At 37.6% G+C, this 14,493-nt stretch carries 15 protein-coding genes; 11 read left to right on the top strand and 4 right to left on the bottom strand.

Going from position 1 to position 14,493, the window contains the following annotated elements:
- Positions 1–156: 156 nt before the first annotated feature.
- From RDV78_04895 to RDV78_04905, 3 genes are all read left to right on the top strand, one after another.
- Complete coding sequence (locus tag RDV78_04895) at positions 157–366, top strand: hypothetical protein (GenBank protein ID MDS1029841.1); 210 nt, start codon at positions 157–159, stop codon at positions 364–366.
- A 136-nt stretch (positions 367–502) separates the two neighbouring features.
- Complete coding sequence (locus RDV78_04900) at positions 503–1,183, top strand: DUF554 domain-containing protein (protein MDS1029842.1); 681 nt, start codon at positions 503–505, stop codon at positions 1,181–1,183.
- 48 nt (positions 1,184–1,231) lie between these two features.
- Positions 1,232–1,747: a DUF4446 family protein gene (locus RDV78_04905; GenBank protein ID MDS1029843.1), complete on the top strand. Its 516-nt coding sequence runs from the start codon at positions 1,232–1,234 to the stop codon at positions 1,745–1,747.
- 19 nt (positions 1,748–1,766) lie between these two features.
- Here RDV78_04905 and yyaC read toward each other — a convergent pair whose 3' ends face one another.
- A complete protein-coding gene (gene yyaC, locus RDV78_04910) occupies positions 1,767–2,417 on the bottom strand; it encodes a spore protease YyaC (protein MDS1029844.1) in 651 nt (216 codons plus the stop codon).
- A 173-nt stretch (positions 2,418–2,590) separates the two neighbouring features.
- On the opposite strand from yyaC, the gene RDV78_04915 reads away from it, so the two are divergent.
- From RDV78_04915 to RDV78_04945, 7 genes are all read left to right on the top strand, one after another.
- Positions 2,591–3,634: a hypothetical protein gene (locus tag RDV78_04915; protein MDS1029845.1), complete on the top strand. Its 1,044-nt coding sequence runs from the start codon at positions 2,591–2,593 to the stop codon at positions 3,632–3,634.
- A 207-nt stretch (positions 3,635–3,841) separates the two neighbouring features.
- A complete protein-coding gene (locus RDV78_04920; protein MDS1029846.1) occupies positions 3,842–5,038 on the top strand; it encodes an ABC transporter substrate-binding protein in 1,197 nt (398 codons plus the stop codon).
- A gap of 565 nt (positions 5,039–5,603) precedes the next feature.
- The gene (locus RDV78_04925) at positions 5,604–6,488 is read left to right on the top strand and encodes a branched-chain amino acid ABC transporter permease (protein MDS1029847.1); all 885 of its coding nucleotides are present in this window, start codon (positions 5,604–5,606) and stop codon (positions 6,486–6,488) included.
- A 9-nt stretch (positions 6,489–6,497) separates the two neighbouring features.
- Complete coding sequence (locus tag RDV78_04930) at positions 6,498–7,451, top strand: branched-chain amino acid ABC transporter permease (protein ID MDS1029848.1); 954 nt, start codon at positions 6,498–6,500, stop codon at positions 7,449–7,451.
- The gene (locus RDV78_04935; protein MDS1029849.1) at positions 7,438–8,205 is read left to right on the top strand and encodes an ABC transporter ATP-binding protein; all 768 of its coding nucleotides are present in this window, start codon (positions 7,438–7,440) and stop codon (positions 8,203–8,205) included. The genes RDV78_04930 and RDV78_04935 overlap by 14 nt, the downstream gene beginning before the upstream one ends.
- Positions 8,198–8,902, top strand: coding sequence for an ABC transporter ATP-binding protein (locus tag RDV78_04940; GenBank protein MDS1029850.1), 705 nt, complete (start codon positions 8,198–8,200; stop codon positions 8,900–8,902). The genes RDV78_04935 and RDV78_04940 overlap by 8 nt, the downstream gene beginning before the upstream one ends.
- A gap of 23 nt (positions 8,903–8,925) precedes the next feature.
- Positions 8,926–9,588 carry a CBS and ACT domain-containing protein gene (locus tag RDV78_04945; GenBank protein ID MDS1029851.1) on the top strand — a complete coding sequence of 221 codons (663 nt, stop codon included), beginning with the start codon at positions 8,926–8,928 and terminating at the stop codon, positions 9,586–9,588.
- A 55-nt stretch (positions 9,589–9,643) separates the two neighbouring features.
- Here the strand turns inward: RDV78_04945 and RDV78_04950 are convergent, their stop codons facing one another.
- From RDV78_04950 to iorA, 3 genes are read right to left on the bottom strand one after another with little or no spacing between them, the layout of a single operon-like run.
- Positions 9,644–10,939, bottom strand: a complete 1,296-nt coding sequence (locus RDV78_04950) for a phenylacetate--CoA ligase (protein ID MDS1029852.1) — start codon at positions 10,937–10,939, stop codon at positions 9,644–9,646.
- Positions 10,939–11,538, bottom strand: coding sequence for an indolepyruvate oxidoreductase subunit beta (locus RDV78_04955; protein ID MDS1029853.1), 600 nt, complete (start codon positions 11,536–11,538; stop codon positions 10,939–10,941). Before RDV78_04955 ends, RDV78_04950 begins: the two co-directional genes overlap by 1 nt.
- Positions 11,538–13,340 (bottom strand): indolepyruvate ferredoxin oxidoreductase subunit alpha, encoded by a 1,803-nt coding sequence (gene iorA / locus RDV78_04960; protein ID MDS1029854.1) that lies wholly within the window; start codon positions 13,338–13,340, stop codon positions 11,538–11,540. Before iorA ends, RDV78_04955 begins: the two co-directional genes overlap by 1 nt.
- A gap of 439 nt (positions 13,341–13,779) precedes the next feature.
- Between iorA and RDV78_04965 the strand changes: the two genes are divergently transcribed.
- Positions 13,780–14,358 carry a hypothetical protein gene (locus tag RDV78_04965; GenBank protein ID MDS1029855.1) on the top strand — a complete coding sequence of 193 codons (579 nt, stop codon included), beginning with the start codon at positions 13,780–13,782 and terminating at the stop codon, positions 14,356–14,358.
- The last annotated feature ends 135 nt before the right edge of the window (positions 14,359–14,493 follow it).

Raw genomic sequence — 14,493 nt, forward strand, 5'->3', positions numbered from 1 at the left:
AGAAGTGGTTAGTGAAAACCTAGCCAATTTAAATTTAAGCAGCTTTCTTTTTGCCGGCCATAGCTAGATGGTCGGTTTTTTTAGTATAAGCAAAATAATATAAGGAAGAATAATAAATAGGAAATGTAGTTTTTCCTAAAGATAGGAGTGATTTTAATGGATGATAAATATTTAAAGTACGGTGGAATAAAGTTTAAAAACAATGTACCTCCCAAAGAAATAAATGAATTTGTGGCAAGGCTTCCTGAGGAAAAAAGAGGTTCTCTTTACCAAGTGGCTAAAGAACTTACTGATCATGGATTAATTACCTTAGAAGGGGAATTTTCCACAATTGATGATGATCTGCAGCCTTATTTGGAATCATAATTAACTAGATACTGCTTAAGCTGCCAGATAGCGAAGAAATAAAAGTAAGCACAGTACTGCTTGCTTTTTTTTATGCTTAGGACAATATTATGTGTTAAAATAATTGGTAACAATATATTGGATGAGGAGTCTAACTATGTTCGGAACAATAGTCAATGTTTTAGCTATTATAGCCGGTGGCCTGCTAGGAAAGTTTTTAGGAGCTAAGTTTTCTGAAAATATTAGTAGTACAGTGATGCAGGCAGTAGGTTTAGGCGTATTAGTTATTGGTACACAAATGTTTTTAGCAACTGATAATATCATAATTATTATTGCTAGTTTAGTTTTAGGAGGAATTGCGGGAGAATTATTGAGATTAGAGTATTGGTTAGAAAGATTGGGAGAATGGTTGCAGTCAATAGTGAATAAAGGAAATAAGGAAAGTGCTTTTGCTAAGGCCTTTGTTACGGCCAGTCTTGTTTATTGTGTTGGAGCCATGGCCATTATGGGTTCATTAGAAAGCGGTTTAACCGGATCTCATCAAACATTATTTGCCAAATCAATCTTAGACGGCATAAGTGCGATTATTTTTTCATCTACTTTAGGTATCGGTGTTGCATTTTCGGCTATACCGGTTTTCATCTATCAGGGTTCAATTACCCTTTTAGCTTCTTGGATTCAACCTTTTCTAACTGCTGCTGTAATTGCTGCTATGAAAGCTACGGGAGGAGTTTTAATTTTTGCTATTGGTTTAAATATCTTGAAAATTAAATCAGTTCCAGTAGGCAATTTATTACCATCGATTATTTTTGCTTGTTTATTTGCTTATTTTGCTTAATATTTTCTTTTTTTCTCTTGATTTAATTTGAGGATCGGGGTGCCAGTAATGCTAGAAGTATGGAACAATATTAGTTACTTTATCACTAATAACTTAACTAATATTATTGTAGGATTAATGCTTTTAAATCTACTAATCTTAATCTGGTTAATAAAATTAGTACGCAGTAAAGGAAAACTGGAGGAAAAATATCTTGGCATGATGTCCGGCTACGAAGGACAAAATATAGAACAGCTAATTATGGATTATCGTCAAAAAGTAGACAGTTGTTCCGAAAACTTAAATCTTTTAGAACAAATAGTTAAAAAGATAGAGCATGATTTAAGTTACACTGTCCAAAATGTAGGTCTTGTACGGTATAACGCTTTTCAGGAAATGGGCAGTGACTTAAGTTTTTCTGTTGCTATGTTGGACGGTAAATGTAATGGAGTAGTTATTAGCAGCCTTTACGGACGGGATCAATCTTGGTGCTATGCTAAACCTGTAGAAGGGGGCACTTCTACATATAAATTGACTGCCGAAGAAGAAAGCGCAATCAATAAAGCATTATTGCAAAAAATATAATGGCTCTCGAGCCATTTTTTTATTGGGTAGATTGCACTAAATGATTTACAAAATAAGAGTGTGCCAACTGATACCCTCTGAAAATACTTTGGGCAATAGATTCAGCCATTTTCCAAACAATTCCTAAGCGAGTGTTTTGTAAAACAAGATACTCCATATACCCCCCCACATTGACAATTCCAGTAAAATTCATATCCCCTACTTCTTGTAGATTTTTATTTACACCAGTACCTGGTTTTAAGGCTCCTTGAGATAAGGTAATTAAACCAACACTTTCAGAACCTCCTAGAGAAGCGTCTACTGCTACAATTAAGGGTTTGAAATATTTTTCATTAATTAGATCAAGTTTAGCAGAAAGGTTAGTTGCATGAACAGGATCGTCTAAGGTACCAAAAATGTGCATTTCATGTTCCATTGCTGCTAATTTTGTTCCTACTAAAGGACCTAAACTATCACCTGTGGAACGATCGGTGCCAATAGAAACAATTACAATAGGCCTAGAAAAGTCTTGGTTTAGCTGTTGAATATATTGAAAAAATGTGTATCCTAACCTTTCAGTTATGTATGGTTCTTGAAAATGATGTTTAATTTTTTTAGGCAGTTGTATTTCCATTGGATTAGTTTTTGGATCTTGAGCGTTTAAACGAGATAGAAAAGGAAAGGTCGACATTGCTATCCTCCTGACAAAGTCAAATGTGTACCTACATTATATGTAAAAAATAAAATTTTTATGCAATAAATTAAACTTTGGGTATTTAAAAAAGTATAACTTCATACTTGGGAAAGATTTTACTTTTCATGCATATCATTAGATAGAGCATTAGATTTTGAGGAGGTGTCTTCTTGAATAAAGGATGGCAACGCTCTTTTGGTATTGCCAGTTGTTATATTGGTGCTGTTATTGGTGCCGGGTTTGCATCAGGACAGGAGATACTCCAGTTTTTTATCCAATTTGGCAGACCGGGTTTGTGGGGAATTATCTTTGCAGCAATTTTATTCTCTATCCTAGGAAGTTTTATTTTAGCCTATAATTTCAAATGCAAAATTAACTCTTATGATCAGTTTCTCAACCATTCCTTAGGATTGTTTTGGGGAAAATTTGCTGATGTTTTACTTTCTTTTGTTCTTTTTGCTGGTTTAGTAGTAATGCTTGCCTGCAGTACGGCTGCTTTAAAGCAACAATTCGCCATGCCCTTACTGCCAAGCTTGCTGATTACATATATGGTGATTCTAGTTACTGTAGCAGCAGGGGAAAAAGGGGTCATTGTATTTAATAGTATAGTGATTCCTGTTTTAATTTTAATTACTGTTTTAGTTTCTTTAGGTTCGATCCAAAGCTCCAATTCTGCCCAACAATTTATAGCCCATAAACTAACCTTAGCAGGTGGTAATTGGTTGTTGGCTAGTATTTTATATGTATCCTATAATATTATTCTTGGGGCTGTAATGTTAACATCTTTAAGTATTTCTTCACAAAAAGATATTTGGGGAGGGTTTTTGGGGGGAATTGGCTTAGGTATAATTGCATTTTTAATTGGCTTAGCGTTATTTCACAACTTTAATGAGGTTGAAAACATAGAAATTCCCATGCTTTACTTGGCTCAGAAAACTAGCCCTATCCTAAATTATTTTTATGCTGCGGTGCTGTGGCTAGAGATAATTACTACAGCCGTTGCCAATATTTTTGCCTTAGTGCAAAGAATGATTCAAAAATTCAGGGGTTCAACACTAGGTTGGACATTATTTTTCCTTTTGGCAGCAAGTATTTTAACACCCTACGGTTTTGTTCACTTAATTACGGCTATTTACCCTGTCTTAGGTTATTTAGGTTTATTTATCTCTAGTGCAGTAGTATTTGCTTTGCTGAAAAAGAAAGTCCGAATTTAAAAATCTAAAAAGTTTAAGATGATGAGATTTTCCTAAAATTCTTATAATTGACGTTCTTTTCGGCCTGCTATATAATTTATTGTATAGACTAAAAGGATTAACGTTTAAATTGATATTCGGACAAGCAATTGTCTTTTTTAGGGAGGGGAGAGAGTACCAATTTTTAGCAGAATGTTTTATTTGAATTGAATTTAGGGAGGTTTAAAAATGAAAATGCGTAAGTGGATGGGGTTGTTAGTAGTAGCAATACTAGGTGCTACATTACTAGTAACCGGCTGCAGCAAGCAAGAAGCAAAAGAAGGCGGAGATGCAGCTAAAGGTGATACGATTAAAGTTGGTATTAACTATGAATTATCAGGTGCAGTTGCTACATATGGTACCAATACTAAAAATGCAATTTTATTAGCTTTTGACGAAATCAATGCTGCTGGCGGGGTCAACGGCAAAAAAATTGAGGCAGTGGTCCTTGATAACAAATCTGATTCTGCGGAAGCTTTAAGTGTTTCCACCAAATTAGTATCCCAAGAAAAAGTTATTGCACAAATGGGTCCGGCAACTAGTGGTGCTTGTTTAAGTGTAATTCCTGTTATTACTCAAGGTAAAATTCCTTTGATTGCAACAGCAGCTACAAATCTTGATGTAACTGTAGATCCACAAACAAAGCAAACAAGAGACTTTGTATTCCGTACCTGCTTTACAGACCCACCCCAGGCAATTGCAGGTGCTAATTTTGCCGCTAATGATTTAAAAGTTAAGAAAGTAGCTATTTACTACGATAATACAAATGATTATAGTAAAGGTTTATATAAAGTATTTAAAGAAGAAATTGCTAAACTTGGTGGTACAGTAGTTGCTGAAGAAGGTTTTACTGCTGATGACCAAGAATTTAGGCCTACATTAACTAAATTTAAAAATGCTGGTGCTGAATTAATTTATATACCTGCTTATTATGAAAAAGTAGCTAAAATTATTAGTCAAGCACGTGAAATCGGTATTACAGCTCCTTTCTTAGGTGCAGATGGTTGGGATTCTCCTGATTTAGTTAAAATTGCCGGTAAAGATGCTTTAAATGGTACTTACTTTACAAATCATTACTCCTCAAATGACCCAAGTGAAAAGGTACAAAAATTTGTAAAGGCATATGAAGCAAAATATAATAAAGTTCCCGATTCTTTTGCTGCTTTAGGTTATGACGCTGCTTATTTGCTAGCTGATGCGATTAAAAGAGCAAATTCAACAGACCCCATAGCAATTAAAGATGCTTTAGCTCAAACTAAAGATTTTGATGCAGTAACAGGTAAACTTTCATTTGATGAAAAACATAATCCAATTAAAGAAATTACTATTATTGAATTAAAGAACGGAGAACAAACCTTAAAGACAAAAATTGCTCCACAGCAATAATTTAAGTAAAAAAAGGGGGTTCTCCCCCTTTTTTTGTGGTGCGCCCGGCATGGGCGCTTGCTTGTCGGTGAAAGTCCCATACGGGGGTTGATAATGCCAACCGTTAGCCTAAGACAAGGGTGTCCATTGTGAGGTGGAATCTGAAGGAAGCCGGCGGTAAAGCTCTGGTCTGAGGAACACGAACTACATATAAGGCATATGCCTGCCGGATGAGTTTGCCACACAAACGAAGCCCAAAACTATCCGAAATGAGCGGTGTAAATGTAGCAGATAGATGGAGGGAAAGTAAGCATTCTTACCTGAGGAGGTCTGACAGATAAGCTGTGATGTATACTCAGAAGCAGCAACCCATGCAGTGAAGTATGGCTGAACTGTCAGAAGTCAGCAGAGGTTATAGTACCGTGGTGGATATCTACGCCGTGGGAAGACTGAACAATAGGTTTACAGTCAATAAGTGAAAGATATTCATTCATGCATTAATTCCATTGAACCGCCGTATATTATAAAAAATTGAAGATTATCTATTGCACAAATATTATTAAACCTAAGTATAGGGGGTGTTATAGTGGAAATGTTTATTGCTCAACTTTTAAATGGTCTTTCCCTGGGAAGTATCTATGCCTTAATAGCTTTGGGCTATACAATGGTTTACGGAATTATTCAATTAATCAATTTTGCCCATGGGGATGTTTTAATGGTTGGAGCTTATATTGCTTTTTTGGCAATTACTGTTTTTAACCTTAATTTTTTTGTAGCAATGATAATTGCCATGGTACTTTCTGCTGTCCTTGGAATCCTGATTGAGAGAATTGCTTACAAACCGTTGCGTAATTCTACTAGGTTAGCTGCTTTAATTACAGCTATTGGAGTTTCTTTGCTGCTAGAAAACGGAGGCCTTTATGTTTTAGGAACAGATTATAAGCCTTTCCCTATGGCTGTGCCGAAAATTGCTTATCATTTTTTTAATGACAAAGTGACTATCACTAGTCACCAAATTATTATCTTAGTAGTAACTGTACTAATGATGGTGATGCTGCAATTTATAGTTAGGCGTACAAAAATTGGTAAAGCTATGCGGGCAGTTTCTTACGACAAAGATGCAGCCTTACTGATGGGAATTAACACGGATTCAGTTATTTCATTTACCTTTGCTATCGGATCAGCTTTGGCCGCTGTAGCTGGTGTGCTTTTAGGTTTGTATTACCAGACTATTCAGCCTTTAATGGGTTTAATGCCCGGCCTTAAAGCCTTCGTGGCAGCAGTACTAGGTGGGATTGGATTAATTCCAGGTGCAATGACAGGGGGCTTTATTTTAGGAATTACAGAAACCTTTGTTAGCGGTTACTGGAGCACAAATTTCCGCGACGTAGTAGTTTTTGGTATTTTAATTTTAATTTTAATTGTGAAACCTACGGGCCTTTTAGGTAAAGATACCCGCGAGAAAGTGTAGGTGAAGGAAATGAAGTTAAAAAATATCCTCATTGCCGTCATTCTTTTAGCTATATATGGGGCAATTTATTTTGCTATAAATGTGGCTCAAATTATCGATCCATATCAGCAAGTAAGTTTATTTTTAATGGGTATCAATATTATTGCAGCTGTTAGTCTAAATTTAATTGTTGGTTTTACAGGACAATTGGCTTTGGGGCATGCTGGTTTTATGGCAATCGGTGCCTACGTTTCAGCTGTAATGACCTTAAAACTTGGCCAGCCTTTCATTGTGGCAGTTTTAGCAGGTGCCTTAGTTTCTGGTATTATTGGTATAATTATTGGTTTACCAACATTGCGTCTTAAAGGTGACTATTTAGCCATTGCAACTTTAGGCTTTGGCGAAATAATTAGGGGTTTATTAGTAAATATTGAGTATGTTGGGGGAGCTGCTGGTCTAAATGGCATTCCTCAGTTAACAACTTTTTCCTGGTTATATTTATTTACTGTATTTACAGTTTTAATTATTAGTAACTTTATTAATTCAACCCACGGCAGAGCATGTATAGCCATCCGTGACAATGAGATAGCTGCCGAAACTATGGGTATTAATACAACATATTATAAAACATTTGCTTTTAGTATGGGTGCTTTTTTCGCGGGCATTGCCGGTGCCCTATATGCACATTATTATTTCCTAATTCAGCCCACTACATTTACCTTTATGCGTTCTTTTGATGCTTTAGTTATGGTTGTCTTTGGAGGTTTAGGAAGTATTACAGGCTCAATTATTGCTGCCATTGCTGTAACGGGCATAAATTCCTTATTAATTGATTTTGGTGCTTTACGGATGGTAATTTACTCAATCCTATTAATTATCATTATGGTTTTTCGGCCTCAAGGCCTAATGGGTGCCAAAGAGTTTACTTTGCAAACTTTATTTAAGAAATATGAAGGAGGGAAACGGGGACATGCTGAAAACTAATGACCTGACGAAAACCTTTGGCGGTTTGTCTGCTGTTTCCAACCTGGATATAGAATTGAACCAAGGTGAATTAGTCGGGCTAATAGGTCCCAATGGTGCTGGTAAGACTACTGTTTTTAATCTTTTAACGGGTGTCTACACACCTTCTAGCGGGGATATTCTAATGGAAGGCCAGAATATTAGCAATCTCAAGCCATACCAAGTTACTTACCGAGGCATAGCTAGAACCTTCCAAAATATTCGTTTGTTTGATTCCCTTTCTGTACTAGACAATGTTAAAGTAGCTAATCATTGGCATGGAAAGTACAATGTGCTAAATGCCTTATTGCGGTTGCCTCCTTATAATGCTAAGGAAAATGCTATGACTGAGGAAGCCCTGAAACTATTAGATATTTTCGGCTTGAAAGAAAAGGCCAATGAGTTAGCGAAAAACATGCCTTACGGAGAGCAGCGCAAATTGGAAATAGTTCGGGCTTTAGCTGCTAAACCGAAATTATTGCTTTTAGACGAGCCGGCAGCAGGAATGAATCCACAGGAAACTCATGAGCTAATGAATCTAATTAAGAAGATTAGAGATGAGTTTGGGTTGACGATTTTACTGATCGAACACGATATGTCTTTAGTTATGGGTATTTGCCAGCGCATTTACGTGCTAGATTATGGCAAAATTATTGCTCAAGGGACACCACAGGAGATTATGAATAATAAACGGGTTATCGAAGCCTACCTAGGAGAGGAGGCTAAAAATGCTTAAAGTAGAAAATATAGATGTCTTTTATGGAGCAATTCATGCTATTAAAGGAGTTTCATTAGAAGTTAATGAAGGAGAAATTGTAACCCTAATTGGTGCCAACGGTGCCGGCAAAACCACAACATTACAAACAATTTCAGGATTAATCCGCCCTAAAAAAGGGGAAATTACTTTTAAGGACTCTAAAATTACCGGTGTGCCTGCACAGCAAATTGTAAAAAAAGGCATTTCCCAAGTGCCTGAAGGACGGCGTGTTTTTGCCAATCTAACAGTTCTGGAAAATTTAGAAATGGGCGCTTATTTAAGGAAAGATAAGCAGGGAATTAATGAAACTTTGGAGAAAGTTTTTATTAAGTTCCCACGTTTGAAAGAACGTGCTGCCCAGCTAGCAGGAACTTTAAGCGGTGGCGAGCAACAAATGTTGGCCATGGGTAGGGCTTTAATGTCCCAGCCCAAACTAATGCTTTTAGATGAGCCTTCCATGGGACTGGCACCTATTTTAGTTAAAGAAATTTTTTCCATTATTAAAGAAATAAATGAGTCAGGAACTACTATACTACTAGTAGAGCAGAATGCAAATATGGCTTTATCTATTGCTAACCGTGCTTATGTGCTGGAAACAGGTCGGGTTGTCGCCTCAGGCTCAGCGGCAGAGCTAGCTGAAAGTGAACAAATTAAAAAAGCTTATCTTGGTGGGTAAGCTTTAGTTGGGAGGAGTTTAAGTTGTACGTAAGATCACGGATGACTGAAAATCCTATTACAATTAACCGGCAAACTACTATAGCAGAAGCACTGGACTTAATGAGAAAAAATAGTATACGCCGTTTACCGGTGATGGAGAAAGAAAAATTGGTAGGTATTGTTACAGATCGAGATTTAAGCGAAGTATCTCCTTCACCTGCCACCTCTTTAAGTGTCTTTGAAATTAACTATTTATTAGCTAAAATGAAAATTTCCGATGTATTACCTAAGGATCAAACAGTAGTAACAATATCCCCAGATGCTTATATCGAGGAAGCGGCACTGTTAATGCGTGAGCATAATGTAGGTGCCTTACCTGTTTTGGAAAATGGGAAGCTCGTAGGAATTGTTACGGAAACAAATATCTTTGATGCTTTTATTGATATACTAGGTGTCCGGGATGCTGGAACGAGAATTACATTAGAAGTAGCTGATAAGCCAGGTGTTTTAGCAGATGTTGCTGAGGTAATCCGAGATTATGGTGCTAATATTGCACGCATTGCTGCTTTTCGCGATAGGGGAGAGCAAACACTAATTGTTATTCGCCTAAATACTACGGATGTAGATCCCATTGTCGACGTTTTAAAACAGCATGGCTATAAAATTCAGTCAGTGAAGGATTATCAAGAATTTCAACCAAACTAATCACTAATTTAAAAAACAGCATGACTTTTCAGTAAGTCATGCTGTTTTTTTCAGCTTAAATATTTTCCCGTAAATCAAGAACACGTTTGCTTTTTTTCTCCGAGCGAGGCAGGCTGCCGTAGTCAACAACTTGCACGTCAGAATGAACACCAATTTTCGTTTTAATATGTTGCTGAATTTCCCTAGCTAACAATTCCCGATTTGCATTTTCATTGCCTTCGACTTTTAGTAAAATACTATCTTTCCCTTGTTTACGGGTTAAAATAACTTGGTATTCGCTGCTGGCCTGGGCAGATAATTTGATTACATGGTCAATTTGCCCTGGGTAAATATTGACACCTTTGATTTTAATCATTTCATCAGTTCTACCTAAAATACGGTCTAACATAGGATAAGGACTGCCGCAAGGGCAGGACTCTAATAAAAGCTTTGTCAAGTCATGGGTGCGATAACGTAGTAAGGGCATACCTTCTTTAGTTAAAGTAGTAATTACTAGCTCACCCTGCTGACCTGGAGGCAGCTGTTCTCCCGTTACAGGGTCGATAATTTCAAATAGTAAATGATCGCTCCAATAGTGCATGCCTTGATGATAGGGACAGTCGATGGCAATACCTGGACCATAAATTTCTGTAAGTCCATAAATATCAAAAGTATCAATTCCTAAAATTTCTTCAATGCGGCTGCGCATTTTATCTCCCCAGCGTTCGCTGCCAAAAACGCCTATGCGTAAATTAATACGGTCGCTTAAATTCCTGCTTTTAATTTCTTCTGCCAGCAGGAGACCATAGGAGGAGGTGCCAATTAAGACTGTAGTTTTAAGATCCTCCATTAGTTCCAATTGTTTTTCCGTGTTTCCGGGACCAGTTGGAACAGCCATGGCACCTACTTTTTCTACCCCAGTTTGAAAACCTATGCCTGCTGTCCAGAGTCCATAACCTGGTGTTATTTGTACACGATCCTTGTTAGAAACACCCACGAGGCTAAGACAGCGAGCCATCATTTCTGACCAAGTTGCAACGTCAGTTGCTGTATAAGGAATGATTACAGGCTTTCCAGTAGTTCCTGAGGAGGAATGAATCCGGACAACTAATTCATCGGGAACTGCCTGCAGACCAAGGGGGTAAGACTGACGTAATTCTGCCTTGGTGGTAAAAGGAACTTGGCTTAAATCCCTAATAGTACGAATATCAACAGGCTTAATCCCTGCTTGATCTAATTTCTGTTTATAAAAAGGAGAATTGCAATAGATTCTCTCCATTAGGACCCGAAGCTTTTCTCCTTGGACAGTAAAAAGATTTTCGTAATCAAAACTTTTATTTTCTTTAGGAACAGATTGAGCAGCAAGACCCATTATAATCTACCTCCCATAGCTTCTACACCTAAAGTAAAAGCTGTTCTATTAATGTCATGGAGCTTAGGGGGAATAGAATTGAAAATAACTTCTAGCAAATTGCTGCCGGAAAAAGGCAGCTTGTTTAGTGCTGCTAAAGCTCCAAGTAAAACTATATTAGCGGCTTTATAGGTTCCGGCCCGGTTAGCTAAGGCGGTAGCATTGAGTAAATAAATGTTTTGTACCTTTGCTTTTAAGAAATTTAATAATTCTTCAGTATTGTAAGTACTTTTGCCTAAAGCCACAGAAATAGGCAAAATAGTAGCTGTGTTGGAGATGACTAAACCATTAGTTTTAAGTTTAGGTAGGGCCCGAACTGTCTCTGCAAGTTCTAAGCCTAGAATCAGATCAGCTTTTTGATCAGGAACTAAAGGACCAACATCTTCCACACCTATACGAACTTGGCTTGATACAGAACCTTCTCTTTGTGCCATGCCGATAGCCTCAGAGGTGCGTACATGTAATCTCTGTTCCATAGCTGCTCTGGCCAAAATACGGGAAGCAAGTACATTTCCTTGTCCCCCGACTCCGGCAATAATAATGTTAAAAACTTCTTTCATTATGCTGCACCCCCTATTAAAATTGCATGAGCAGGACAAATCTGACTGCATAAGGTACAGCCATTGCATGAATCGCCAATGATGGGACCATGGTCGCTTTGAGCTAAAGCAGGGCAGCCTAGTTTTTCTATGCATACTCCACAGTTAATACATTTTTCTCTATCGACTACTAAAGGTAAGTTTTTTTGCTTAGTTACAGCAATGCATTCTCTTTGCATGACAACTACAGATACGCCCGGAAAATCCAGCGCTTCTTTGGCAGTGGCCAAGGAGGACTTATAATCATAGGGATCAACGGTTGCCACAAATTTTGCACCACAGGCTTTAGCAATTTGCGTTATGTCTAAAGCTTCAACTTCCTGCCCAGCAGCATTTTTACCTAACCCGGGATTGGTTTGATGTCCTGTCATTGCTGTGGTACGGTTATCTAAAACTACTAATGTTAACTGAGCCTGATTATGGACTGCATTAATTAGTCCAGGAATGCCTGTGTGAAAGAAGGTAGAATCTCCTAAGAAGGCCACAATTTTTCGTTCAGGTTCTGCCAAGTTAAGACCTGTTCCCATGGAAATGCTGGCTCCCATACATAAGCAAGTATCTACGGCATCTAAAGGAGCTCCAAAGCCTAAAGTATAACAGCCAATGTCGCCTGTAAAAATAGCATTTTTTCCTTGAGCAGCTTTTTTATATTCGTAAAAAGAAGCACGGTGAGGGCAGCCTGCACATAAAATAGGCGGCCTTTGGGGTAAAGCTGGAAGCTCAGCTTGAGGGATATCTTCTGGCAGTGCTATATCCAGACACTCAGCTATTACAGCTAAAACTTTATCTACATTAAATTCCCCTTCTCGAGGCACTAACCCATCATGTTTACCTCGCAGGGTGTGAGAATACTTATTTAAGGCAATGATTTTTAAAACTTGATCTTCTATAACAGGTTCTTGTTCTTCAATAACTAAAACTTTTTGGACTTGTTGTAAGAAATTTTGCACTAAAGCTGTAGGCAAGGGATAAGGGGTACCTACTTTGAGAACGGGTATATCCAACCCTAGAGCCTGCATAGCTTCTTGAACATAGCTATAGGAAACTCCACCAGTTATAATGCCCCAAGTGCCTTGACCTGGTTTAATACTATTGAAAGAACTTTGCGTAAAGATTTGGGCGGCTTTCTCTTGCTGAGCATTTAACCAAGCATGCTTTTTCAGAGCCAAACCGGGTAAAATAACCCACCCTGGGTCTTTGATAAAAGTTTTTTCTCTACTCTGTCTTGAAATTTCAGCTTCTATCTCAACGTCCTGACAGGAATGGCAGGTACGTGTAGTAGGCCGTAAAATAACGGGCAAACCTAATTCCTCTGAGAGGACAAAAGCTGCCTTGACCATATCTTTGGCTTCTTGAGGAGTGCTTGGGTCTAAAACAGGTAATTTGGCAAAAGCTGCAAATTTCCTAGTGTCTTGTTCGTTTTGGGAGCTATGGGGACCTGGATCATCGGCAACGGCAATAACTAAACCACCTTTAACCCCAATATAAGCTAAGGTCATTAATGGGTCCGCTGCTACATTTAAACCTACTTGTTTCATAGTAACTAAAGCCCTTGCCCCTGTATAAGCTGCACCAGCAGCTACCTCCAGTGCTACCTTTTCATTTACGGACCATTGGACTTTAATCTGATGCGCTGGTGCCAGTTCTGCCAAAGTTGTAAAAATTTCAGTTGATGGAGTACCGGGATACCCAGTAACTATATCTATACTTGCTTCTAGGGCTCCGTAAGCAATTGCTTCGTTACCCATTAATAATTTCTTCATAGAAAATCCCCCAATAAGTAGATAAAAATAAAAAAACCAGGCTGTCTCAACCTGGTTTAAAGCACGCATAAAAAAACCTTTGCTCAACTCAGCTCTCCTCAGCTCATTTAAACTCGGTTCAATTCATATTAAATTTAAAATTTACTAAACTCAGCTAATCTAATTTGTTATATATTTTACCACAAATTTTAAAAGATGTTACTGAAATATATGTGCCAATTATCTTTTTTTCTACTGGTTGTTCGGACCTTTGCATGTCAAGCAAGGAAACAACCTTTTCCTGGAAACTTTAGTAAAATTAATGTATGCAGATATTACATCGGTTGTTCCAAACTGTTTTATTTTCCAAATTGACATTTCTTTTACAGTTACCATAAATTTTATTTACATTTTAGTTTTAAAATAGTGATAAATTCAATAAAAGGAGAGGATGATGCACATGAAAAAAATATTGCCATGGGCAATGGCCAGTATAATGTTTTTAGGAGGCATTGGATACAATGCATTGCCCGTTAGTGCGGCCGACGGAAATGACGTTACGAAGGTAGTGGTAACTACTAATCAGGAAGAATATAAAGAACACAACTTTAGTAAAGCGGCCAAAGTTAAAGGAATTAAGGAAAAAGCAAATAAAGCTAAGGCCGCTAAAGTTAAAGTAAAAAAATTAGATGGCTATCAAAGGTTACTTGAGTTGAAAGCGGAAAGAAAAACCATAAAAGAGCAAATCAAAGCAGATCGAAAATTAGTGGCTGCAGAGATTAAAAAGGCTAGAAAAGAAAAAAAGAAAGAAATTGCCAAGGAATATTGCTCTTCTTTAAAGGATATTAAAACAATGCAGCAAGATTTAAAGGTACTTTGGGACAAACAAAAAACTAATTGGATAGAATTGAAAAATGCTCGAAATCAAAGAAACGAAACAGAAATGAAAAAGGCTATGGAAAAGATAGTGGCAACAGGTGAAGAAATAAATAAAAAATTACTGGATATAGATAATGAATTAAAGGAACTTCTTAAATAAAAACAGGGCTGCTGACAAATAAAAGTCAGCAGCCCTGTTTTTGTGCGCCTAGCATGGGCGCTTGCTCGTCGGTGAAAGTCCGATACGGGGGTTGATAGTGCCAACCGTTAGCCTAAGACAAGGGTGTCCATCGCG

It is taken from the genome of Bacillota bacterium LX-D, from assembly GCA_031628995.1.
In the GTDB taxonomy this organism is placed as follows: domain Bacteria; phylum Bacillota; class DUOV01; order DUOV01; family Zhaonellaceae; genus JAVLUO01.